21 protein-coding genes are annotated in these 23352 nt (G+C 67.4%); 8 read left to right on the forward strand and 13 right to left on the reverse strand.

The features are described 5' to 3' along the window. Positions 1-39 precede the first annotated feature (39 nt). Positions 40-1230, forward strand: coding sequence for a zinc metalloprotease (locus QRN53_RS03525; protein ID WP_285242641.1), 1191 nt, complete (start codon positions 40-42; stop codon positions 1228-1230). 38 nt (positions 1231-1268) lie between these two features. Here the strand turns inward: QRN53_RS03525 and QRN53_RS03530 are convergent, their stop codons facing one another. The 13 genes from QRN53_RS03530 to QRN53_RS03590 form a co-directional block, all read right to left on the reverse strand. Next, on the reverse strand, positions 1269-1832 hold the full coding sequence (locus QRN53_RS03530) for a dihydrofolate reductase family protein (protein WP_285242642.1): 564 nt from the start codon (positions 1830-1832) through the stop codon (positions 1269-1271). Between the two features lie 48 nt (positions 1833-1880). Next, positions 1881-2711 carry an IclR family transcriptional regulator gene (locus QRN53_RS03535; protein ID WP_285242643.1) on the reverse strand — a complete coding sequence of 277 codons (831 nt, stop codon included), beginning with the start codon at positions 2709-2711 and terminating at the stop codon, positions 1881-1883. Between the two features lie 98 nt (positions 2712-2809). Continuing rightward, positions 2810-4066: an aminopeptidase P family protein gene (locus tag QRN53_RS03540; RefSeq protein WP_285242644.1), complete on the reverse strand. Its 1257-nt coding sequence runs from the start codon at positions 4064-4066 to the stop codon at positions 2810-2812. 84 nt (positions 4067-4150) lie between these two features. Next, positions 4151-5521, reverse strand: coding sequence for an MFS transporter (locus QRN53_RS03545; RefSeq protein ID WP_285242645.1), 1371 nt, complete (start codon positions 5519-5521; stop codon positions 4151-4153). 294 nt (positions 5522-5815) lie between these two features. Beyond that, entirely contained in the window at positions 5816-6136 is a 321-nt protein-coding gene (gene fdxA, locus QRN53_RS03550) for a ferredoxin (RefSeq protein WP_285242646.1), read from the reverse strand. Positions 6137-6140: 4 nt separating this feature from the next. Continuing rightward, on the reverse strand, positions 6141-7625 hold the full coding sequence (locus QRN53_RS03555; protein WP_285242647.1) for an aldehyde dehydrogenase family protein: 1485 nt from the start codon (positions 7623-7625) through the stop codon (positions 6141-6143). 23 nt (positions 7626-7648) lie between these two features. Next, on the reverse strand, positions 7649-8449 hold the full coding sequence (locus QRN53_RS03560; protein WP_285242648.1) for an SDR family oxidoreductase: 801 nt from the start codon (positions 8447-8449) through the stop codon (positions 7649-7651). Beyond that, complete coding sequence (locus QRN53_RS03565; protein WP_285242649.1) at positions 8449-9402, reverse strand: dihydrodipicolinate synthase family protein; 954 nt, start codon at positions 9400-9402, stop codon at positions 8449-8451. The genes QRN53_RS03560 and QRN53_RS03565 overlap by 1 nt, the downstream gene beginning before the upstream one ends. Before the next feature lie 13 nt (positions 9403-9415). Beyond that, the gene (locus QRN53_RS03570; RefSeq protein WP_285242650.1) at positions 9416-10219 is read right to left on the reverse strand and encodes an enoyl-CoA hydratase-related protein; all 804 of its coding nucleotides are present in this window, start codon (positions 10217-10219) and stop codon (positions 9416-9418) included. Further along, on the reverse strand, positions 10216-11472 hold the full coding sequence (locus QRN53_RS03575) for a CaiB/BaiF CoA transferase family protein (RefSeq protein ID WP_285242651.1): 1257 nt from the start codon (positions 11470-11472) through the stop codon (positions 10216-10218). The genes QRN53_RS03570 and QRN53_RS03575 overlap by 4 nt, the downstream gene beginning before the upstream one ends. Beyond that, positions 11469-12866, reverse strand: a complete 1398-nt coding sequence (locus QRN53_RS03580; RefSeq protein WP_285242652.1) for an FAD-dependent oxidoreductase — start codon at positions 12864-12866, stop codon at positions 11469-11471. The genes QRN53_RS03575 and QRN53_RS03580 overlap by 4 nt, the downstream gene beginning before the upstream one ends. A gap of 11 nt (positions 12867-12877) precedes the next feature. After that, a complete protein-coding gene (locus tag QRN53_RS03585) occupies positions 12878-14209 on the reverse strand; it encodes an MFS transporter (RefSeq protein ID WP_285242653.1) in 1332 nt (443 codons plus the stop codon). Between the two features lie 161 nt (positions 14210-14370). Then, a complete protein-coding gene (locus tag QRN53_RS03590) occupies positions 14371-14976 on the reverse strand; it encodes a helix-turn-helix domain-containing protein (RefSeq protein WP_285242654.1) in 606 nt (201 codons plus the stop codon). Positions 14977-15136: 160 nt separating this feature from the next. Between QRN53_RS03590 and QRN53_RS03595 the strand changes: the two genes are divergently transcribed. The 7 genes from QRN53_RS03595 (at position 15137) to kdpB (ending at position 23346) form a co-directional block, all read left to right on the forward strand. Then, positions 15137-15601, forward strand: coding sequence for an LpqB family beta-propeller domain-containing protein (locus QRN53_RS03595; RefSeq protein ID WP_285242655.1), 465 nt, complete (start codon positions 15137-15139; stop codon positions 15599-15601). After that, positions 15538-17349 (forward strand): DUF5671 domain-containing protein, encoded by a 1812-nt coding sequence (locus QRN53_RS03600; RefSeq protein WP_502934814.1) that lies wholly within the window; start codon positions 15538-15540, stop codon positions 17347-17349. Before QRN53_RS03595 ends, QRN53_RS03600 begins: the two co-directional genes overlap by 64 nt. 119 nt (positions 17350-17468) lie before the next feature. After that, the gene (locus QRN53_RS03605; RefSeq protein ID WP_285242656.1) at positions 17469-18860 is read left to right on the forward strand and encodes a hypothetical protein; all 1392 of its coding nucleotides are present in this window, start codon (positions 17469-17471) and stop codon (positions 18858-18860) included. 137 nt (positions 18861-18997) lie between these two features. Continuing rightward, entirely contained in the window at positions 18998-19162 is a 165-nt protein-coding gene (locus QRN53_RS03610; protein ID WP_285242657.1) for a hypothetical protein, read from the forward strand. Between the two features lie 281 nt (positions 19163-19443). Further along, entirely contained in the window at positions 19444-19542 is a 99-nt protein-coding gene (locus QRN53_RS03615; protein ID WP_285242658.1) for a potassium-transporting ATPase subunit F, read from the forward strand. Between the two features lie 7 nt (positions 19543-19549). Further along, entirely contained in the window at positions 19550-21217 is a 1668-nt protein-coding gene (gene kdpA, locus QRN53_RS03620; RefSeq protein ID WP_285242659.1) for a potassium-transporting ATPase subunit KdpA, read from the forward strand. Continuing rightward, entirely contained in the window at positions 21214-23346 is a 2133-nt protein-coding gene (gene kdpB, locus QRN53_RS03625; RefSeq protein ID WP_285242660.1) for a potassium-transporting ATPase subunit KdpB, read from the forward strand. Before kdpA ends, kdpB begins: the two co-directional genes overlap by 4 nt. The last annotated feature ends 6 nt before the right edge of the window (positions 23347-23352 follow it).

Consider the following 23352-nt stretch of genomic DNA (forward strand, 5'->3'; position numbering starts at 1 on the left):
TGCATGCCGGCAGGCGTGCCCACTTTTTTGGGGGAAAACATGTCATCACCAGCGGAACCTGCGCGCCCGGAAACAGAACGCCAGGAAACAGAACGTCCGGACGCTGCGAAACCGGAACCCGAACGCCCGCAGACTGCGCGCCCGGAACCTGCGCATCCCGGGCTTGCGGATCCGGACGCCCCGGCGGAACCCGTCTCGCGGCGACCCGCCTACGGCCAGATCCGGGAGTACCCGGGCGCGCCGCTGGGTCAGCCGCGCAGCCAGCCCCGGCCTGCCAGGAAGCGGTCAGGCGGACTGATGGCCGGCGCCCTCGCCGCGGCGGCGATCGTCCTTGCCATCCAGGCCTATGCTGCAGGGGGACAACCCGCCGGATGGCCGCTTGCCGCCCCTGCCCACGGCAATCTTCCGGGCCTCCCCGCACCGCAGGGGCCGGCAGCGGCGGCCGCTCCTGCCGCTTCTCCGGGCCCTGGCGTCCGTGACGACGCGGCGCCCGCACCAACCGTGACGCCGGCACCTGCCTCCCATGCCAAAACCAGTCCGACACCGGGGCGGGAATCAAAGCCGGCACCGCTCGGCACACCGGCGCCCCTCCCGGCCCACGTGGACTCATACGCGTTCCTCGGCGTGAAGGAAGTGGAACAGGCCCTGGTGGCGTACGACCCCTGCCGGCCCATCCATTACGTCATGCGGGCGGCCAATGCCCCGGACGGCGGCCAAGAGATGGTCACCGCAGGCTTCGCCGAACTCTCCCGGGTCACCGGCCTGCAGTTCGTCAACGACGGCGGTACCTTGGAGGCACCGTCCAACGAGCGGCCCATGTACCAGCCGGACAGCTACGGCGACCGCTGGGCGCCCGTCCTGGTGGTCTGGTCCACCGTGGAGGAGAGCCCGTCCCTCCGGCAGGTTGAGGAAGGGGGCGGGACCAGGGATGCTTTCGGCTACGCAGGCAGCTGGGCAGCCACGCCCGGCACCAAGGACCCGTACGTTTATGTCACCGGCCAGGTGGTCCTGAACGCCCCTCTTTTGTCAGAGCATGCCGCAGTTGAGGGACCGGCCCTGCAACCTGCAGTCATCGCCCATGAATTGGCCCACCTGGTGGGGCTGGAACACGTTGATGATCCCACCCAGCTGATGTACCCCGAAGCCGGCTACGGGGTCTACGCCTATGCCGGCGGGGACCTCACAGGTCTGGCAGCCCTGGGCCGGGGCTCCTGCTCACCGGGCCTGTAAGCCAAGGCCGAGGCGGCTGGCAGCTGGAAGGGCGCCCCTCAACGCCGGACTTCATACCTCGTTAGGACCACGCCGTCGGGAAACTCCCGGGTCTCTACCAGCCTCAGCTGCACCCAATGGTCCAGGGCCGTAAAGAAGGGCGTGCCACCACCCACCAGGACCGGGTGGGTGACCATGACGTACTCATCGATCAGCCCTGCCCGCATGGCCGTCGCGGCGAGGGTGGCGCCGCCGACATCCATGGCGCCGCCGCCTTCCGCCTTGAGCCGCGCGATCTCCGGAACCGCGTCGCCGGTGACCAGTCGGGTATTCCAGTTGACCGCGCGGGTCTTCGAGGAGAACACCACCTTCGGCATGTCCCGCCAGCGGCGGGCGAACTCGATCTGCGCCGGCGTGGCACCGGGCTCCTGGTCCGCGGTGGGCCAGTGGGGGCTCATCGTCTCCCACAGCTTGCGTCCATACAGGGACAGGCCCGTTGCCGCCACCCGGTCGGACCACCATTGGAACAGTTCATCGCTCGGCACGCTCCAGCCGAGGTCTCCGCCGGGCGCGGCGATATAGCCGTCCAGGCTCACGTTCATGGCGAAGGCCAGTTTGCGCATGGCGCCAGTCTCCCGCGCGCCGGTGTTGGTTGTACAGACCGGCCGGCGTCAGCTTGCGGGCCGCCCGCCCAAACGGGTGGTCACCTTGGCAGCGGCGGCAACGCACGCATCGCCCAGGCTCTCGAACTGCTCCTTGGACACCCGGAACCGTGGCGCCGGAATCAGGACGGCGGCCACCACATCGCCGCGGTGGTCGCGGACCGGGGCTGCCACGCCCACTTCGTCCATGGACGATTCACCGTAGTTGCCCGCCCAACCCCGCCGAACAACATCCTGGAGCCGGGCTTCGTAAGCCGCCAGCCCGGCGTCGTCCAGCCCTGGAAAGGTGATGGTTCCGCTCCGCAGCAGCTCCCGCACCCGCTCGGCCGGAAGGGTGGAGAGGAACACCTGGACGGAGGCGCTCATGGCGTCCCGGTACCGGGCGCCCAGCGGCGTGGTGTGCTTGATCTGGTGGTGGCTGGCGATCTGTTCCACGCACATGGCTTCGTCGCCGCTCCAGATCATGAGCGCACTGGTTTCGCCGGTCTGCTCGGCCAGTTGCCGGAGCACCGGGTACGCGACGCGGCGCTCCTCCATTTCGGCCAGCAGCGGCCCGGCGACGGCAATGAGGCCCAGGCCCAGCCGGAACCGTTTGGTTTCGGGGTCCCGCTCCACCAGGTTTTCCTGCTCGAAAGTGGCCAGGATCCGGGAGACGCTGCTCTTGTGCATGCCCACCCGGTTGGCGATTTCCGTGACGCCCAGCAGGGGTTCGTCGGCGGTGAAGGTACGCAGGACGGCGATGGCATTGACGACGACGGAGGCGCCTTTCGCGTCCGTCGCGCCGTTGCTTCCGGCGCTGGTGGCTGTGCCGTTGGTGTCGGGAGTTGCTGCAGGAGTCATGGTGGACACCATCTTTCCCTATCGTCGGGTAGACGCCGAAAGCGGCACCGTGGTCCACGGCGCCGCCCCGGCTGTTCAGTTGCTTATGCCTCCACTGCTTATGCCTCGACGATGTTGTGCTCGGGGCCGAACGGGAACTTGGTGATGTTCTCCACCGTGTTGTCCTCGCCGATGACCAGGATGTCGTGCTCGCGGTAGCCGCCGGCACCCGGCTGGCCGTCCGCCACGGTGATCATGGGCTCCATGGAGACCACCATGCCGGGTTCCAGGACGGTGTCGATGTCCTCGCGCAGTTCCAGGCCGGCTTCGCGGCCGTAGTAGTGGCTGAGGACGCCGAAGGAGTGGCCGTAGCCGAAGGTTCGGTTGGCCAGCAGGCCGTGGCTGATGTAGATCTCGTTGAGCTCGGCGGCGATGTCCTTGCAGACGGCGCCGGGCTTGATGAGCTCCAGGCCGCGCTTGTGGACCTCGACGTTGATGTTCCACAGTTCCAGGGAGCGCTCGTCCGGCTGGCCCAGGAAGAGGGTGCGCTCCAGGGCGGTGTAGTAGCCGGAGGTCATGGGGAAGCAGTTGAGTGAGAGGATGTCGCCCTGCTGCAGCTTGCGGGTGGTGGCCCAGTTGTGGGCGCCGTCCGTGTTGATGCCGGACTGGAACCACACCCAGGTGTCGCGGACTTCGCGGTGCGGGAACGTCCGGGCGATCTCGTGCACCATGGCCTCGGTGCCGATCAGGGCGACCTCGTATTCGGTGATGCCTTCGCGGATAGCGTTGCGGATGGCCTCGCCGCCCAGGTCGCCGATCCGGGCTCCGTGCTTGATGACCTCGATTTCCTCGGCGGACTTGATCATGCGCTGGCGCATGGCGTCCTGGGACACGTCCAGGAGCGTGGCGCCGGGGAACGCTGCGGCGATCTTCTCGCGGGTCAGGCCCGGGAGGAAGTCGTCCTCGACGCCGATCCGGGACGCCTTGACACCGCGCTGGCGCAGGGCCTCCTGCAGGCCGAAGTAGAAGTTGTCCCGCCGCCAGTCGGTGTAGACGATGTTTTCGCCGTAGGAGGTGCGCCACGGCATGCCGGCATCGATGTTGGCGGTGACGGTGACGGAGTCGTCGGCGGTGACCACCAGGGCGTAGTTGCGGCCGAACGTGGTGTACAGGAAGTCGGAGTAGTACTTGATGCCGTGATAGCTGGTGAGGATGACGGCGTCCAGGCTCTTGGCGGCCATGATCTGGCGGAGGCCGCCCAGGCGGCGCTCGAATTCCGCGTCGGAGAACGTGAGCTTGCCCTTGGTGCCGTTGTGCAGGACCTTGAGGCGCTCCAGTTCGGCGATGGAGGAGGCGGTGTCAGCGGTGATGGTCACGGGTGTGCCTTTCTAATGGGTGCCGGCTGCTGTTGTGCGGCCGGTGTTGGTGTGCGTAACGAGGGTGGTCTAAGGACCTCTTGGTCAGAGGTGCTTGAGCGGCTTGCGCGAGGTTTCGGCGGCGAAGAGGACCGCGGCGAGCGACACGGCGGACGCGGCCACGAGGTACCAGCCGGGGGCAAGCTTGCTTTGGGTCATGCCGATCAGCAGGGTGGCCATGAATGGCGCGGTCCCGCCGAAGAGCGCGTTGGAGAGGTTGAAGCTGACGGCGAAGCCGCTGTACCGGACCTTGGTGGGGAACAGTTCGGCCAGGAAGCTGGGCAGCGTGCCGTCGTTGAGGGTGAGCATGCCGCCCAGCAGGATCTGGACCAGGACAATCACCAGGAAGTTGCCGGTGTCCAGCAGCATGAACGCCGGGACGGTAAGGAGCATGAACAGCACCGAGGCGGTGATCAGCATCCGCTTGCGGCCGAACCGGTCCGAGGCCATGCCGGTCAGGAAGATGAAGCCGATGTAGCTGGCCAGGGCGATGGTGGTGGCCAGGAACGATTCGGTGGGGCCGAAGCCCAGTTCCTCGGAGAGGTAGGTGGGCATGTAGCTGAGAATGACGTAGAAGCCGACGGCGTTGAGCAGGACCGCCCCGCAGGCGATGATGAGCTGCTTCCGGTAGGTCCGGAACATATCCAGCGCCGGCGCCTTAGGGGCGGATTCTTCCTGTTCCGCCAGGGCGCGGAAGGCGGGAGTGTCTTCCAGCTTGGTGCGGATGTACCGGCCGATCAGCCCCATGGGGGCGGCCAGGAGGAACGGCAGCCGCCAGCCCCACTCGTGCAGTTGCCCGGTGCTGAGCACAGAGCTGAGGAGTGCCGCGATCAGCGAGCCCAGGAGCAGGCCCGCGGCCGTGCTGGCAGGCACGACGGCGGCGTAGAGTCCGCGGCGGTTGGCCGGCGCGTATTCCACCAGGAAGGCTGAAGCACCGGCGTACTCCCCCGCCGCAGAGAAGCCCTGGACCACGCGGACCAGCAGCAGCAGGAGCGGGGCCAGCATGCCGATGGTTCCGTAGCCGGGGATGAGGGCGATACAGAAGGTGGAGACGGACATGATGACGATCGAGAGGGAGAGCGCCTTGCGCCGGCCCAGCTTGTCGCCGATATGGCCCCAGAAGAAGCCGCCCAGGGGTCGGACGAAGAACGAGATGGCAAAGACGGCAAAGGTGGCCAGCAGCGCGGTCTGCCGGTCCGCTTCCGGGAAGAAGACTGAGGAGATGACTGCGGCCAGGTAGCCGTACACCGCGTAATCGAACCATTCGACGAAGTTGCCGATGAAGCTGGCGATAACCACCCGGCGTCGTACGTCCTTGCTGGCCACTGCACTGTCCGCGCCCTGGCCTGCCATGGCGGGGCCGTTGGCGTCAGCGGCAACGGATCCTGCCCCGGCGGAGTTGGAATTGGTACTCATGGAACCACCATCAAGAGTCTGTGTTGCATTGATTGCAACGTGGTTGTTTCAAGATAGGCCGTGACGCGCACCACAGTCAAGAGTTTTTCTCCGCCTTGGAATCATATTTATTCCGCGCTTCAGAGGTGGGCTGACCGATCGCGACCTTACCGGACCTGAAGCACATACGTTGCACTCAAAGCAACATGGTTGTTACGAACGTGAAACATGGGGCTTAACGCAACAATGGCCGCCAAGCGGGAAGGCTTGGCGGCCATTGCGAACTGCAGGAGGAAGGGAGCTGGAACCCCGGGGTTACCGGACCGGCTGGGGCTCGGCCTGGATCACCGGGTGGTCCCGACCCAGGTTCCCCAGGGCGGCGGCGCCCTGCGGTGACCCCAGTTCATGGAAGAACTCCACGTTGGCACGGACGTAGTCCGCCCATTCGTCCGGCACGTCATCCGAATAGTAGATGGCCTCCACCGGGCATACCGGATCGCACGCACCGCAGTCCACGCATTCGGACGGATGGATGTAGAGCGACCGGTCACCCTCGTAGATGCAGTCCACGGGGCATTCCTGGATGCACGCCTTGTCCTTCACATCGACGCAGGGCTGCGCGATCACATACGTCATGGGACTACACGCCCGTGTAGACGGTCTTGCCCCAGGTGAAGAACTCCAGTGCGGACCTGCCCTGCTCGCGGAAGGTGTTGGTGGAGGAATCCTTGACACCGCCGAACGGCACGTTCAGGTCCAGCCCGGCGGTGGGCCTGTTGACCTTGATGACCCCGGCCTGGGCCCTGGCCGCGAAGTCGGTGGCCAGGGCCAGGGAGTCCGTGCAGATGCCAGCGGTGAGGCCGTAGCGGGAATCGTTGATCGCGTCCAGGCCTGCCTCGTAGCCGGACACTTCAAGCACTGCCACCACAGGGCCGAAGATCTCTTCCGTCACGGCCGGATCGTCGAAGTCCAGGCCGGTGAGTACGGCGGCAGGAAAGAACAGCGCCTCGGAGGAATCGCCATCGTACTTTCCGTGCAGCAGCGTGGCACCGCGCTCCACGGCGCCGCGCACCGCCGCCTGGTCCTGTTCGAACTGCTGGGGGCTCACCACGGCCCCCATCGCGGAGTCCAGGCCGTCCCCGGGGGTGTACTTTGCGGCCTCGGCCACCAGGGCGTCCAGGAATGCGGCCCGGATGCCGGGCGTCACGTACACCCGCGACGTTGCCGTGCAGGCCTGGCCGGTGAGGCCGAACGCGCCGGCGGCCACCACCTGGGCTGCCTTGCCCGGGTCCGCGTCGTCGAGGACCAGGACGCCGTTCTTGCCGCCCATCTCGAGCTGGACGCGGGCGCGCCGGCCGTTGAGGATCTCCTGCAATCCCAGTCCCACGTTGGTGGAACCGGTGAAGGACAGCCCGGCGATGCGCGGATCGCGGGCCAGTGCGTCGCCCACCACCCGGCCTTTGCCGTGCACCACGTTGAACACGCCCGCCGGCAGTCCGGCGTCCTGCAGGGCGCGGGCCAGGTGGGTGGCGGAGAGCGGCGTGAGTTCGGCGGGCTTGATCACCACGGCGTTGCCGCTGATCAGCGCGGGCGCCGTTTTCCAGGCCGGGATGGCGATGGGGAAATTCCAGGGGGTGATCAGGCCAACCACGCCCAGCGGCTCGCGCCGGGTGGTGATGGTGGTGTCCGGCAGCCCGCTGGGCAGCACCTCGCCGGTGGCGGCCCAGCCCAGTGAGCCGAAGAAGCGCAACACGTCCGAGGCACGCTTCACCTCGCCCTTGGCTTCGGCCAGGGTCTTGCCTTCCTCCCGGACAAGGTCCTCGGCGATCACGGACTGCCGTTCGATCAGCAGGTTGCCTGCGGCGATCAGGATGGCGCCCTTGGAGGGTGCCGGCAGGGCCGCCCAGGCCGGCTGCGCGGCGGCAGCTGCCGTGATGGCGGCATCAACGTCTTCCGCGGTGCCGCTGGGTGAGAGGGCAGCAAGTTCAGCCGGCCGTGCGGGGTTGGCGCGGCGGGTTTCCGCTGCTCCCAGCCACTGCCCGTTGATGAGGTGCCGGGCGGTGATGTGTGCAGTGGTGCTGGGATCCTGTGCGGTGGTGTTGGGATCCAGGGCGGTGGAGGTCATGGCATTCCTTTGGGAGGTTGGGGCTAGAGGCTGCGGATAAGTCCGCCGTCGCACCGCAGTGCCACGCCGGTGATGTACGACGCCGGGGCGCTGCAGAGGAAGGCGGCAGCCGCACCGAATTCGGCGGGCTCGCCATAGCGGCGGGCGGGGATGGTTTTGCGGGATTCCAGCCGGATGTCCTCCAGCGTGGTCCCGCGCCGCTTTGCCGCTGCCTGGTCCAGTTCGGCGACGCGGTCCGTGGCGATCCTGCCGGGCAGGAGCAGGTTTACCGTGACCCCGTCCAGGGCTACCTCGGCGGCCAGCGTTTTGAGGTAGCCGGCCAGGGCGGCGCGGCCAATATTGGAGACGGCCAGGTTGGGCAGCGGTGCGGCGACGCCGCTGGAGCCGAGGGCAAGGATCCGCCCCCACCGCCGTTCCCGCATGGCCGGAAGGGTTCGCGACACCAGGGCGTGGTGCGGCTTGACCAGGAGGTCGAAGGCCGCGGCGATGTCCTCGCTGCCCAGGGTCGCGGCGGCTCCGGGCTTCGGGCCGGGGCCGTTGAGGACCAGGATGTCGATTGGCCCCAGGCCGGCTTCGGCCTGCGCTACAGCGGCCTCGACGCCTTCAGTGCCGGTAAGGTCAGCCTCAACGGCGATGGCGGCAAAGCCCGGCAGGGCACCAAAAGCATCCTCCAACTCCTCCACGATCTCCTTGGCCCGGACGCCGCGGCGCCCCACGATGGCCACCTTGGCACCTTCCGCGGCGAGCGCGCGGGCCACGGCGAGTCCCAGTCCGCCCGTGGAGGCGGCCACCAGTGCCGTCTTGCCGGCGATTCCCAGGTCCATCAGTTCCTCCCGGCAGGGGCGAGGGTGCGGTTGGAGTCCAGGGCGATCGCGGCTTCGCGGAGATGGACCTCCATGGCGTGCCGCAGGCTTTCCGGGAAGCCGGCAGCCGGCGCACGGACCCCCGGGTCCTTGATCCAGCCCCGCTCCCGGAGGCATTCCTTGCGGATGGCCAGGGCCACCTTGGCCTGCTGCTCGAAGTTGATCAGCGGAAGGTAGGGCACCAGCTGCCCGGCGGCAGCCGCATACCCTTGCTCCTGCCAGGCGCGGACGCACGCGATCAGGGCCTCAGGGTAGGAAAAACCGGTCATGGCCCCGGCAGCGCCTGCCAGGAGCTCGTCCAGCAGCCCCTGGCCACCGAGTCCGCCAAATACCGAGACCCCGGTACCGGCGTGAAGCTCGGCGATGGCCACGCTGGTGGGCGGCGCCTCAGCCTTGATGGCGATGACGCAGGGGCTTGCCGCGACCACGGCGACCAGTGCCGCGGTGGAGATGGCGACGCCACTGGCCAACGGGTAGTCCTGCAGCACCACCTTGGCTCCGGTGGCGCGGTGGATGGCGTCCAGGTGGGCGCTGACCACCTCGGGCTTGGGCGAGTTGGCCTGCACCATCACAGCGGCCAGCCGCGGCCCGGCAACGTCCTGCGCGGCGCGGATTTCCTCGATCGCGGGCCGCGTGGCCAGGGCTGTAACACCCACCACCAGGGGCAGGTCCGTGCATTCGACGGCGATTTCCAGGACCTGGCGGCGCTCCTCCGGCGTCAGCGCGGCCGCCTCACCGAAGACGCCCAGGACGGTCAGGCCGGTGGCACCGATGGCTTCGTAGCGCTCCACGAGGTCTGAGAGGCTGTCCAGGTCCACGTCCAGCGTGCTGCCCTGGAACGGTGTGGCAACAACGCCCCACACGCCCGGCGTCAATGACTCCCGCATCGGGTTCTCCCTTGGTTTGTTGTTCATCTGAGGGCTGTTCCTACTTTCCGGGCCAGGCCGGTTTCCGCTTTTCCTGGAAGGCGCGGACGCCTTCGGCGGAGTCTTCGCTGTCCAGGGCTGCCATCAGGGCCGGCAGCCGCAGGCCGCGTGCCTCCGCGGCTGTGAGGTGCCCGGTCCGGGTCACCATCTGCTTGACGGCCCGCACCGAGGTGGGGGCGCAGGCCAGGACCTGGTCCACCCAGCGCTGCACGGCGGCGTCGAGCTCTCCCGCCGGCACCACCTCGTTGACAAGGCCCATGGCCTGCATCTCGGCTGCGTCCGCCTTCCGGCCGGTGAGCAGCATGCCCATCGCCTGGGTGTGTGGGATCCGGCGCACCAGCTGGTGGATGCCGCCGTCGAGCGCCAACCGCCCGACTCGCGGCTCCGTCAAGCCGAACTTTGCGCTGTCCGCTGCCACCACGATGTCCGCGCCCAGGACAATTTCCATGCCCCCGCCCAATGCGTAGCCGTTCACCTTGGCAATCACGGGGATATCCAGCGTGGTCCGCAGGCTCAGTCCGCCGAAACCGTTGGGGTCCAGGCCGGCCCAGTATTCCAGGCCCGTCTTGTCCACGGCGGACGCGGACATGTCCGCGCCCACGCAGAACGCCCGGGGGCCGGCGCCGGTGATGACCACTGCGCGGACGTCCGGATCAGCCTCGAGCTGCTCCCAGATGGCGTTGAGCCTGGCCTGGGCCGTGCCGTCCACGGCGTTGAGAACGTGTTGCCGGTCGATGGTGACGGTTGCGACGCCGTCGGTGATCCTCAGGGTGACCTCGTCAACCCGCTCCGCCACGACCGTCACCGGAGCACCCCGAGTTCCTGCAGGCGCTTGATGGTGGCCTCGTCGAAGCCGTTTTCCAGCAGGACCTCCACGTTGTGCTCGCCCAGTCGCGGGGCCACGCGGCGGACGCTCGGCGGAGTGGCGGAGAGCCGGATGGGGGCGTTCAGCATCTTCACCGTGCCCACGCCGGGATGTTCCGCTTCAACGATCATGCCGTTGGCCTCGGTCTGGGCGTCGGCGAGGGCCTGTTCCAGGGTATGGACGGGGGCGTTCAGCAGCCCTTGTTCCTCCAGCTTGCCGGTCCAGTAGTCGGTGGTGTTGGCGGCGAACCGTTCCCGGAAGATGGCCTGCAGTGCCGGCTTGTTCTTGAACTGTTGCTCCAGCGTGGCGAACCCGGGGCGTTCGGTGAGGTCCTCGTCCAGGCCCAGGGCCTCGGAGATGCGGGCCAGCGGGTCCGGGGTGAAGCCGCCCACCATGCATACCGCGCCGTCGGTGGTTTCGAAGACCCCGCTCAGCGGCATGGCGCCCCAGTTGACCTCGTAGCCGCGGTTGAGCTGCATGCATGCCTCCTGCATCTGCAGGTGCAGCATGGAGTCGTACATGGTCACCTCCACCTTTTGGCCGGTGCCGGTGGTTTCCCGGGTGCGCAGGGCCAGCATGATGCCCTGCATCAGGTGCATGCCGGTGATGTAGTCGCAGAGGGTGGTGGGGTAGATGGCCGGCTTCTGGTCATCGGATTCGCGGCGCCACATCACGCCGGAGTAGGCCTGCGCGATCGCGTCCTGGCCGCCCTTGTGCGAGTACGGCCCCACCGGACCGAAGCCGGTGCCGGAGGCCCAGATGATGCCCGGGTTTTCCGCCTTGAGCTCCTCGTAGCCGAAGCCCATCCGTTCCATGACGCCGGAGCGGAAGTTGCTGACCACCACGTCCGCGTCGGCCATGATGGCGTGCAGGACGTTGCGGCCTTCCTCCGTGCGGGTGTCAATGGAGACGCTTCGCTTGTTCCGGTTGATGGACAGGAAGATCGGGTTGTCCTGGCCGTCCTTGTCAGGAAAGGAGTTGCGGGAGATGTCCCCGGCGCCGGGGCGTTCCACCTTGATGATGTCCGCGCCGTAGTCGCCCAGCAGCTGGGTGCAGGACGGACCCATGAACACCTGGGTGAAGTCCACTATCTTGATGCCGTCCAGCGGCAGCGGGGTTGGCGGGGTGGCCGCCGCGGCGCGTGCCGCCGTCGTCGTACGTTCCTCCACCCGCTCTACCGTTGCGGCGCTCATGCCAGGACCGCTGCTTCAGCGTCAAGGGTGGCGTTCGACGACGGGACGTCGCCGGGGTCCGCGCCGTGCCGGCGCATGCCCTGCTGGATGTCCGCTGCCGCGACATCGCGGACCAGGACGCCGGACTGGACGGCGAGCGCGGCGGCGACGCCGACGGCCTGGCCCATGGCCATGCACGGCGGAATTTCGCGGGACATCTTCTGGGCCTCGGGGGTGGCGGAGTAGTGGCGGCCCGCCACCAGCAGCTGGTCCACTTCCCTGGGCAGCAGCGAGCGGTAGGGGTAGTAGTAGTCCCGGCCGCGGGCCACGCTGTCCTGGAAGTGCCGGCGGGAGGTGACGTCCTCCTTGGTCATGACGTATTCGCCCTGCAGCAGGCGGGTCTGGCGGACGCCCATCTGGGAGGCGACGTCCAGCATGTAGCACTTTTCGAAGCCGGGGAGGTTGGCGCGGACGTAGTCCACGGCCTCGGAGATCTTGTCGCGGGCAGCGAATTCAGCGGCGGTCATGTCTGCCGGGTCCACGCCGTCGTACCCGGTCATGTGCGGGGCGTTGCACCAGACCACGCCCTCGATGGGCGTCTTGAGCCACCACAGTTCCCAGGCGCCGCCGAGCAGCCGCTTGATCTTGCGGTTGATGGCGCGGGCTTCCTTGGGGTTGGCCTGTTCGAAGGCCTCGGCGGCCGCGGTGTCCACGTTGCCCAGCCGGAACACCAGGGTGGTGAGGTAGTTGTCCTTGGCGTAGGCGGCGCCGGCGCGGGAGGCGACGTCGATGTCTCCGGTGGTGTCGATGACCACGTCCGCGGTGAAGGCCTGGGGTCCAAGCTTGGTCTCGCAGACCACGCCCTTGATCACGCCGTTGTCCACGATGGGGCGGGAGAACCAGGAGTGCAGCCGAAGGTCCACGCCTGCTTCGCGGACGAGGTCGTTGGAGACCCGCTTCCAGCCGTCGGGATCGAACGCTGCGGCGTAGCAGATGGGCTTGGGGGTGGTGTGGGAGTGGAAGTCGAAGGTGCCGTAGCGGCCCCACTTGTTCCAGAGTTCCTCGGAGGTTCGGCGGTCTTCGGCCGGCGGGACGATGGCCAGGCCCAGTTTCTGCAGCCGCTCCACGTATTCGGAGACGATGCCGGTGACCGTGATGTCCTGGCCGTTGATCATGTCGTCCAGCACCAGCACCATGCCGCCGGAGGCCAGGCCGCCCAGGGAGGAGTAGCGCTCCAGGAGCGTGACCTTGGCACCGGCACGAGCGGCGGTGACGGCGGCTGCGACGCCGGCGGGGCCACCGCCTACCACCAGGACGTCGGAGCGGGAGATCACGGGGGCGGTGAGGTCCGCCGTGGTGGTACTCAGCTCCAGGGACCCAATTTTGGGCGCACTGAAGGAAGCCGTGTTGTTCATGGGGTAAGTCCTTACTTTCCGACGAAGATGCCGTTGGAGCGGCGGGCGGCGAGGTAGAAAACGATGCTGAGGATGGAGAGGACGGCCACGTAGACCGGGAAGACCCAGGTGAGGTTCACGGACTGCAGCCATACCAGCAGGTAGGAGGCGGTTCCGCCGAAGATGGCGACGCCGATGCCGTACCCGAGTGCCACGCCGGTGCCGCGGATGTTCTTGGGCATCAGGGACGAGCTGACCACGTTGTAGAGGGTCATGTTCAGGACCAGCACGATGGAGCCGCCCAGCAGGACTGCCGCGAATCCGCCGATTCCGGGCTGAACATACAGGAGCATCAGGAAGACGGACGGGATGGCCAGGACGCGGGTCACCAGGAACCAGCGGGACATCGACTTGCCGTCGGCGAACTTGCCAATGAGCCAGCTGCCCAGCACCAGGATGGCGCCCAGGGCGGTGGTCAGCGCGAAGACGGCCGTGGGGTCTTCCTTGAAGCCGCTGCGTGCGGCGCTGGGCAGGCCCACGTTCCAGGCGTAGTTGTAGGCCTGGGCGGCGCCCACCACGAACACGATGGCCAGGACGGAGAGCCAGTGCTTTCCGACGCCGGACCATACGGACTTTGCCGTGGTGGAGGCCATTTCCTCCGCCTTCAGGGTTTCGGGCAGGGAACGGCGCAGGTAGAGCACCACGAACCCGAATACGGCACCGATGATGAACGGGACGCGCCAGCCCCATTCCCCCATGGCCGCGCCGCCGATCAGCAGGCTGCAGACGAAGCTGACCAGGGAGGCGAGCAGGATGCCGATGTTGACGTAGAAAGACATGATGCCGGCCACGTAGCCTTCGCGGCCTTCCGGGGCGAGTTCCACCGCGTGGGACGTGGAGAGCGGCGCTTCGATACCGGTGGAGATGCCCTGCAGGACGCGGCAGGCCACCAGGATGATCCCGGACCAGGCCCCGATGGTGGCGTAGCTGGGCGTGATGGCGATGACCAGGGTGGTGCCGGCCATCAGCATGATGGACAGCAGCATCACGCGGCGGCGGCCGATGCGGTCCGCGAGCGTGCCCAGCAGGATCCCGCCCAGCGGACGGAAGGCGAATCCGACGGCGAACACGGCCAAGGCGTTCAGGGTGGCCGAGAGCGGCTCGTCGTTGGGGAAGAAGTTCGGGCCGATGAAGGCTGACAGGAGGCCGAAGACCATCCAGTCGTACCATTCCAGGGCGTTGCCCAGGCCAAGGCCCAGGAGTCCCTTGCGGACTTCGGGCGTGAACTTTTCGCGGTTGCGGGGGGATGAGGTGGTGGAACGGGGTGACGGGACGGCATTGTCCGTCGCTTGGATGTCGAGCATGGAAGTGTCCTTACGCTGGCGCCGGGAAGGGCGCAGGAGGGTATGACGCAGCGGCGCCTGTTGGAGGAGGCGCATGCTGCGAAGGTGGCAAGGATTGTCCGGGGCCACTGCGGGTCCGGGCAGTTAAGGGTGCGCGTCGGCGCCGGCGGGGGCCGGGACGCCTACCACTTGTGTGGTGCGTTCACCCAGATGGCTACGCATACCTCTTCGTAGCTGTTCTTGTACCAGTGCGGGGTTTCTGCCGGGTAGGTGATGGAGTCGCCCTTTTCCAGGCTGTAGCAGACGCCGTCCAAGTAGACGTCCTTGCGGCCCGAGATGATGTAGCAGAACTCTTCCCCGCTGTGGGTAAAGGGTGTTGCGCTGGTGTCGTGCCCTGGGGGCGTGCTGATCCATTGCGCTTCGATGGTGCCGTCGCGGTCCGGGGTGAGCAGTTCGTGGACTGCTTCGCCCACGGATTCGCGGGTGACGTTGTTCAGGTTGCGCCGTGCAGACCTGCGCACGACGGGGGATTTGGATTGTTCCTGGCCGATGAAGAACCTTCCCACGGGAATGTCCAGTCCATGGGCCAGCTGGGCAAGGGTTGTGAAGGACGGGTTGGCCATGCCGCGTTCGATCTGGCTGACGATCGCCTGGCTGAGTCCGGTGATCTCCGAGAGCTTGGCGAGGGTCATGCCCTTCTCCTTGCGCATGGACCGCACCTTGTTTCCAACCGTTGCCAGCAGTTCGCTGGTGGCTGGAGGTGCGGTGGTGCTACTCTCGGTGGTCATCGATTGTCTTTCACTGGGTGAGCTAACTCACATAACTATAGTGAAGATTTAGACCCAGTCAACGCTTTTTCTTAATTATGTTGAATATCGCCCCTAAGCCGCGCCCAGGACGGGCCCAAAGGCACAGGTGGAAGCGGCTGCACGGATCCATACTCGTGCCATGGACCACACAGCACGAAGACCGGACCGGATCCTCCTCGCACTGGTGGGCGTCGTGGCCTTGCTGGTGGTGGTTGCCCTGGCGGTGGTGTTCACCCGCGGCCAGCCGGCCCCGCTGGACCAGGCCAGCCCCGCAGGAGTGGTCCAGCGCTACAGCACGGCAGTGATCGACGGCGATATTCCGGCCGCGGAGACATTCCTGACGGCCGGCGCCCGGAGCAGGTGCTACGGCTCCTCCTCCGGCGAACCCCGCCCGGCCCGCATCGTGTTGATTTCGACGACGGAGCGCACCGATTCGGCCACCGTGCGGGTCTCGATCGTCCAGTCCCCCCAACGCGGCCCGTTCGGTCCGTCCGAGTACGAGATGGAGGACGCCTTCTCGCTGCTGAAGGTGAATGGACAATGGATGATCGACCAGGTGCCGTACCCCTTGATGGCCTGCACGGCAGTTCCGGCGAAGCCATGAGCGCCCCGGCCGGCACCGTTGCCCCTGCCCCAAGCGGCGGCCTGGCCACCCTCCGCCGCCTGATCATGTACGGCCTGCTCTTTGCCTTGGTGGTCATTGCCGCCACAGGCCTGGGCGGCTTGCTTGAGCGGCTCTTCCGGACGGCGTCCATCCTGGTTTCGGGCGATGTGGCCGGACTGGCCCTCTCCCTCGCCTTCACCCTGATCGGCGGCCCGCTGGCGCTGCTGCTGTGGTGGTTTGTGTGGCGGCGCCTTGAGGACGAGGCCGAGCGCACCGCGGCGGGCTGGGGCCTCTACCTGACCGGCATGTATGCCGTCTCGCTGATCATCGCCACCACGTCCCTGCTGGACCTTGCCTCCTCCTTCATCGGTGCGCAGGGCAGCCAGTGGCCGGCCCCGCTGGCCAACGGACTGGTCTGGGCGGCCATCTGGGTGTGGCACCGGTGGATGTGGAAGCACCCCCGCAAGCCGTCGTCGCACCTCGAAGACGTGCGGGCCGTCGTCGGCTTCGTCTTTGGCCTGCTGCTCGGCGCCGGCGCGGCGATTGCGGCGTTGAGCGCGCTGCTGGACATTGCCATCCGCGGCTTCACGGCAGCGGCGTCCTTGGAGCCCTGGTGGTTCGATGTCCTCCGGTCAGTGCTGTGGGCGGCCGGCGGAGCGTTCGTATGGTGGTGGCACTGGTTCCACGAGGGCGGCCGGCGGTTCCGGACCGGCCTGGTGGACGTCACCATCATCGCTGTCGGCATCTTCGTTGCCGGCATCACCGCCCTGGGTGGCATGGGCGTGGCCCTGTTCGTGCTGCTGCGGCTGGCCTTTGACCGGACCGACCCCTTGACGGCCCTGCTGGAGCCGCTGGCCCCGGCCCTCTCCGCTGCCGTCATCGGAGCCGTAATCTGGCGCTACCACCGCACCGCATCCGTCCAGCGTTCCACCCAAACCCGGCGTGCCAGCCTCCTGGTGACCTCGGCCGTTGCCCTGGCGTCAGCAGCCTCCGGAGTGGGCGTGGTGGTCAACGCACTGCTCGCTGCCGCCGTCTCTCCGCTGGCGGGCGGCGCCACCCGAACGCTGCTCCTTGGCGGCATCAGTTCACTGGCAGTGGGCGGGCCGGTCTGGTGGCTGGCGTGGAAGCCGCGCCACCAGCCGCAGCAGGCGGACCAGATCCCGCCCGGGCGGCGGGTGTACCTGGTGGCGTTCTTCGGCGTGAGTGCCGTCGTTGCACTGATCACGCTGCTGGTGATCGGTTACCGGCTCTTCGAGTTCCTGCTTAGTGACGTGACGGCCGGGAGCGTCCTGGACCGGATCCGCGCACCCCTGGGCCTCCTGGTGGCAGCCGGGCTCGTGGCGGGCTACCACTTTGCGTTGTGGCGGCATGACCGGACACTGCTCGCCGCCGCGGCCCCGGCGCGCAAACGGGTGATCGAGCACATCACCCTGGTCAGCGGCTATCCGGCGGCCGCCGTGGACCCCGAGGCCCTCGCCCGCGGCATCGCGGCCGCCGCCAGGGGCGCCAAGGTGACCACCTGGCTGCGGGCGGACGACGGCGGTCCCGGCCCCACGCCGTCGTCCGCCCTTCCGCCCTCCCTGGAGGAGCTCACGGTGGAGGCGGCGGCAGTGCTGGACAGCGTGGCGGCGCGGCACGTCCTGGTGCTGGCCGGCCCCGCCGGAAGGATGGAAATCATCCCGCTGGCGGGACCGGGCGGCGCTATGGTCGCCGGAGGCACCGTACCCGGCCGGGCCCTACGGCCCTAGCGTTGCCCGGCGCCCCAAGCCTAGGTTGGTTCCGGCAGAGGAGCCCGGAATTGGCTGCTCGCGGAAAGAGGCAAGGTGGCGCGATGCCGGCAGGGACCAGCCGCCGTTGGCTCGGATGCATGATGGCCGCCGTACTGGCCCTGGCGGCGTGTTCGTCCGGGGCAAGCGGGCCGTCGGGAAGCAGCACGCCAAACAGTTCGCAGCCTGCGCCGCCGCAGTCCACGGGGCCCGTCACCGAGTCGTCAGCAACGCCCTCCCGGCCGTTCACGGATGCCGAACTCGCTGCAATCATCAACGGGGCAGGCCAGAACCGCAACCTTCCATTTCCGGCAGCCCAGGATTCAACACGCCTGCGCAGCGGTGCCACGGGAGGCTCGCTTCCCAAGACGACCATGGAAGCGACGCCCGGTGAGTGCCTGGCGCTGATTCCCCCGGATCCCATTACCCGGTGGGCAGACAAGAGCATCAATTTTGCCGAGGGCGCCATGCCGCCCTCGGCCGGCCAATCCGGTCCCACCACGACCATCATGGTGGTGCTGAGGAGCGCTGAGAAAGACGCCATCGCCACTGCGGATTTCGGCTACCAGGATGATCTCGGGTCCCGCTGCGGCCAGTTCGACCTGGCCTACACGGAGTCCGGGCGCACCTCGACTTATGCTGTCCAGCTGCTGGCCGCTCCCGTGGTGGGTGAGAAGCAGAACGCTTTCATGCAGGTCACCAAGCCCAAGGGCCCTGGAGACTTCGGCTCGGTCGGCTTGCGCGTCCTGAGCGGAACCTTGTCCATCAGCCTGAGCCTCGCGGTCGCGAACCTCAACTCGGAACCTGACGCCAAGCCTGCCCTTGATGCCATGGCCGCCCTGGCGAAGGAACTTCTGGACCAGGCGCTGAAAGGCACTCCGGCGGTGTCGGCACCTCCGGCAAACTCAATGACGCCGGCCCAGCTGGTGGACCTGTTCAAAGGCATCACCGGCCCCAACGGGGAGCCCGTGAGCCTGCCGCAGGCGACGGTCCTGGGCGGGTCCCCAGGATTTACGCCCAGTGCCACGTCCCCGGCAACCGGCTCCCCTTGCACCATCAGCGACGAGTCCTACAGAGCTGCGCTGGCTGGTTCGGTTGCCGGGCAAGGCCAAATCCAAGGGGGCGGCAAGCTCGACTCCACGGACTTCACGGTCATCAGCATGCCCTCGTCCCAAACGCCGCCGTATCCCTTCGACGACCGCGCGGCGCAGCTCGGGGGCTGCACAAGCGTCCAGGAAAGCCTGCCCGGAGGTGGCAGCCGGACGTGGGCTCTTGTCATCCCGTTGAACCTTAGCGTCTCCGCAGATTCGAGCTACGCCGTCGCGTACCAGCTTTCCGACGGCACTGGTGAATGGCACGTCCAGGCCGGCGCCCGCAGGGGCACTTTGTCGATCGAGGCAGCCAGCATGACCCCCTCGCAGTCCGGAACACAGGCTGAAGCGGAGACTCTTGCCGCCTTCTTTGGCTCTGTTTTCTCGCACGCCGGGAGGTGAGCTTCGGACGCCGCTTCACTCCCGCAGCAGCAGCGATCCTCAAGATTTGCGAAGTTTATCCCGCTGGTGGATTAACCCTCTTCCCACGGCATTCGCGGGCTCCTAATGTGAGCACACAGGCTTGTCGAGGGGGACATGTGAAAAGCTCAGCCGAAGATCCTCAAGGCACCACAAACCGGGACGGGCAGCAGGTTTCCGCGCCGGCCGAAGTGGACGTGGAGCGCACGGTCGCCGAGTGGTCATCCGATTTCCTCCTCACGCTGCACAGCCAGGTCCGGTTCACCCGCGCCGACTGGCCCTGACCTCCAGGCCTTCCACACCCGCCGTTCCACTCCGGACATTCGCGCGCATTAAATCCGCGTTAAGATTCACGGCCCCGCCATTAAGGATCTGTTAGGGCAGCCTCCCAGCGCCAAAGCGGGAGATTCACTGGAAGCAGGCCCCGTTTCCGGGGCACCAGTGAAAGGAACCTGATGGCCGACGTGGCTGTAATTGGAATCTTCGCGGCCTGCATGGGATTCGTCATGTGGATCGGTCACCTCCTGACCGCCGCGGCACGCCAGGACAAGGCGGAGGACGGGCAGTGAACGCGGACGCAATCATGTGGCTGATCCTGCTGCTGGCAGGGCTGGGCCTGTTCGGCTACCTGCTGGCCGCCCTGATCAACCCCGGGAAGTGGTGAACGGCCGGTGGTCTTTAACACTCCCTCCTTCCTCATCCAGGTGGCGGCCCTGGTGGTTGCCCTTGCCGCCGTCCACAAGCCGCTGGGCCTCTACCTTGCGCGGGTCTTCGAAGGCACCGCATCGAGCAGGCCTGAGCGGCTGTTCTACCGCCTCACCGGAGTGGACGCCGGCAGCGAACAGACCTGGCCCGCATACTTGCGCAGCGTCCTGGTGTTCTCCGCCGTCTCGATTTTGGCGGTGTTCGCCCTGCAACGGGCACAAGGCCTGTTTCCCGGCGGCCCGGCGCTGCCCGGGGTGGATCCCTGGGTGGCCATGAACACCGCCATTTCCTTCGTGACCAACACGAACTGGCAGGCCTACAACCCCGAATCCACCGTGGGCGTCGCCGTCCAGATGCTGCTGCTCGCCGTGCAGAACTTCCTCTCCGCGGCCGTGGGCATTGTGGTGGCGGTGGCCCTCATCCGCGGTATTGCCCGCACCAGGACGGACATGCTGGGGAACTTCTGGGTGGACCTGGCCCGGACCTCCTTCCGGGTCCTGCTCCCACTGGCCACCCTCGCCGCCCTGGTCATGGTCCTCGGCGGGGTGGTGCAGAACTTCGCACCCACGGACGTCACCAACAGCGCTGCCGGAGTCTCACAGGTGATCCCGGGCGGCCCGGTGGCGTCGCAGGAGGCCATCAAAGTACTGGGCACCAACGGTGGCGGCTACTTCAACGCCAACTCGGCCCACCCCTTCGAGAACCCGAGCGCACTGGTCAGCCTCTTCCAGGTCTTCCTGATCCTGCTGATCCCGTCAGCGCTGCCCTATGCCTTCGGCAGGATGGTGGGCGACCAGAAGCAGGGCCACACGGTAGCAGCCGTCATGGCTACCCTGTGGCTGGCATCGACGGCGCTGACCGGCTGGGCGATGGCAACCGCGCAGGGAACAGCGACGGCGGCCGCCGGCGGGCTGGGCGAAGGGTTCGAGAGCCGGTTCGGCCCGGCGCCAAGTGCGATCTTCGCCGCCTCCACCACCCTCACATCGACCGGTGCGGCGAACGTTGCGCACGATTCCCTGCCGCCGCTGGCCGGCGGGGTGGCCATGGTCAACATGATGCTCGGTGAAGTGGCCCCCGGCGGCACCGGCTCGGGGCTCTACGGATTACTCATCCTGTCCATCATCTCCGTGTTCATCGGCGGCCTCATGGTGGGCCGCACCCCCGAATACCTGGGCAAGAAAATCGGGCCCACCCAGATGAAGCTTGCTGCCCTTTACATCCTGGTGACACCGCTGCTGGTGCTCACCCTGGCCGGGATCACCGTCCTGCTCCCTGATGCCATGGCCAACGCTCCGGCCACCGGACCGCACCAGTTCAGCGAAGTCCTGTACGCCTTCACCTCCGGCGCCAACAACAACGGTTCAGCCTTTGGCGGCATCACCACCTCCGGCCCTTACCTCTCGTCGACAATGGACGTTGCCATGCTGCTGGGCCGGTTCCTGCCGATCGTCCTGGTACTCGCCCTGGCCGGTTCCCTCGCCCGGCAGGCCAAAATCCCCGCGTCCACCGGCACCGTCCCCACCCACGGCGCACTGTTTGGCACGCTGCTGCTGGGCGTAACCGTCATCCTGACCGCCCTGAGCTACTTCCCCGCCCTGGCCCTGGGCCCCCTCGCAGAAGGACTCCTGAAATGACCCGGTCCAGTACGGACACCGCCCCCGGAGCGGAAACCCAAACCTTCGCCGACGGCAACCCCCTCGGCACCCCGGGCGCCCACAAACACCACACCAAGACGCCCGCAAAACTCACGCCCGCCGTGGCGGCGGCCCTGCCGCTCGCCGTCCGCAAGCTGGCCCCGGGCCAGATGATCCACTCGCCGGTCATGTTCACCGTCCTGGTGGGGGCCGCCCTCTGCACGGGAATCTCCGTGTTCCGGCCGTCCGTCTTCGGGATCGCCGTCACCGCGTGGCTCTGGCTCACCGTCCTGTTCGGAACCCTCTCCGAGGCCATCGCCGAAGGCCGCGGCAAGGCCCAGGCTGACAGCCTCCGCGCCGGCCGCAAGGGAGTCCAGGCCCGGCTCAGGCTGCCGGACGGAACCACCAAGGAAGTACCGGGTACGGAACTGCGCCTGAATGACGTGGTGGTGTGCGAGGCGGGCGATGTGATCCCCTCCGACGGCGAGATCATCGAAGGCGTGGCCAGTGTGGATGAATCAACCATCACCGGTGAATCCGCGCCGGTGATCCGGGAATCGGGCGGGGACCGTTCCTCGGTCACCGGCGGCACCCGGGTGCTTTCGGACCGGATCGTGGTCCGGATCACGGCAGAGCCCGGCCAGACGTTCATCGACAGGATGATCCAGCTCGTGGAGGGCGCGGTACGGCAGAAGACACCCAATGAGATCGCGCTGCACGTGCTGCTGGTGTCGCTGACCATCGTCTTCCTGGTGGTCACCATGGCCCTGGCGCCGTTCGCGGCCCTTGCCGGCGCGGCGCCGTCGCCCATTGTCCTGGTGGCACTGCTGGTGTGCCTGATCCCCACCACCATTGGCGCGCTGGTGCCTGCCATCGGCATCGCGGGCATGGACCGCCTGGTCCAGCACAACGTGCTGGCCACGTCCGGACGTGCGGTGGAGACCGCCGGGGACATCACGTCACTGCTGCTGGACAAGACCGGAACCATTACGTTCGGCAACCGCCGCGCCGTCCACTTCCACCCGGCTGAGGGCGTGGACCGGGCCGAGCTGATTGAAGCGGCGCGGCTCTCCAGCCTGGCGGATGAGACCCCGGAAGGGCGTTCCGTTGTGGACCTGGCAGCCGAGCACGGCGTGCGGGGCCCGGACCTGGCGGAGTTGGAACAGGGCGCGGAGCCACTGACCGTGGTCCCGTTTTCTGCCACCACCCGCATGAGCGGCCTGGACCTTGGCGGCCGGATGATCCGGAAGGGCGCAGCATCGACGGTGGGGCGTTTCGCGGCCGATCTGGGCGGCCGCACGCCTGAGGAGGTGGAACGCCAGGTACGGGACATCTCCTCGCAGGGCGGCACTCCCCTGCTGGTTGCCACGGCCGGCGCCGCCGGCGCCCGGGTGCTGGGCACCATCCACCTGGCCGATGTGGTGAAGCCGGGCATGCAGGCCCGGTTCGCCGAACTGCGCAAAATGGGGATCCGGACCGTCATGATCACCGGCGACAATCCCGTCACCGCCAAGGCGATCGCCGCGGAAGCCGGCGTGGACGACTACCTGGCCGAAGCCACCCCGGAGGACAAGCTTGCGGTGATCAAGAAAGAGCAGGCAGCGGGACGGCTGGTGGCGATGACAGGGGACGGCACCAATGATGCCCCTGCGCTGGCGGCGGCGGACGTGGGCGTGGCCATGAACTCCGGCACCCCGGCCGCCAAGGAAGCCGCGAATATGGTGGACCTCGATTCGGACCCCACCAAGCTGATCAACATCGTGGGGATCGGCAAGCAACTGCTGATCACCCGAGGTGCGCTCACCACGTTCTCGGTGGCCAACGACGTCGCCAAGTACTTCGCGATCGTCCCGGCACTGTTCACGGCGACGTTCCCCGGGCTTGGGCTGTTGAACATCATGGGCCTGGCCACACCGTCATCAGCCATCCTGTCGGCCGTGATCTTCAACGCGTTGATCATCATCGCCCTGGTGCCGCTGGCGTTGCGCGGGGTCAAGTACCGCGCCATTTCGGCCAGCCAGGCCTTGGGCCGGAACTTGTTGGTGTACGGACTCGGCGGCCTCATTGCGCCGTTCATCGGCATCAAGATCATCGACCTGCTCATCTCCCTCATCCCCGGCATCGGCTAGGAACCC

The sequence above is a fragment of the Pseudarthrobacter sp. fls2-241-R2A-127 genome (genome assembly GCF_030209355.1).
Lineage (GTDB): Bacteria > Actinomycetota > Actinomycetes > Actinomycetales > Micrococcaceae > Arthrobacter.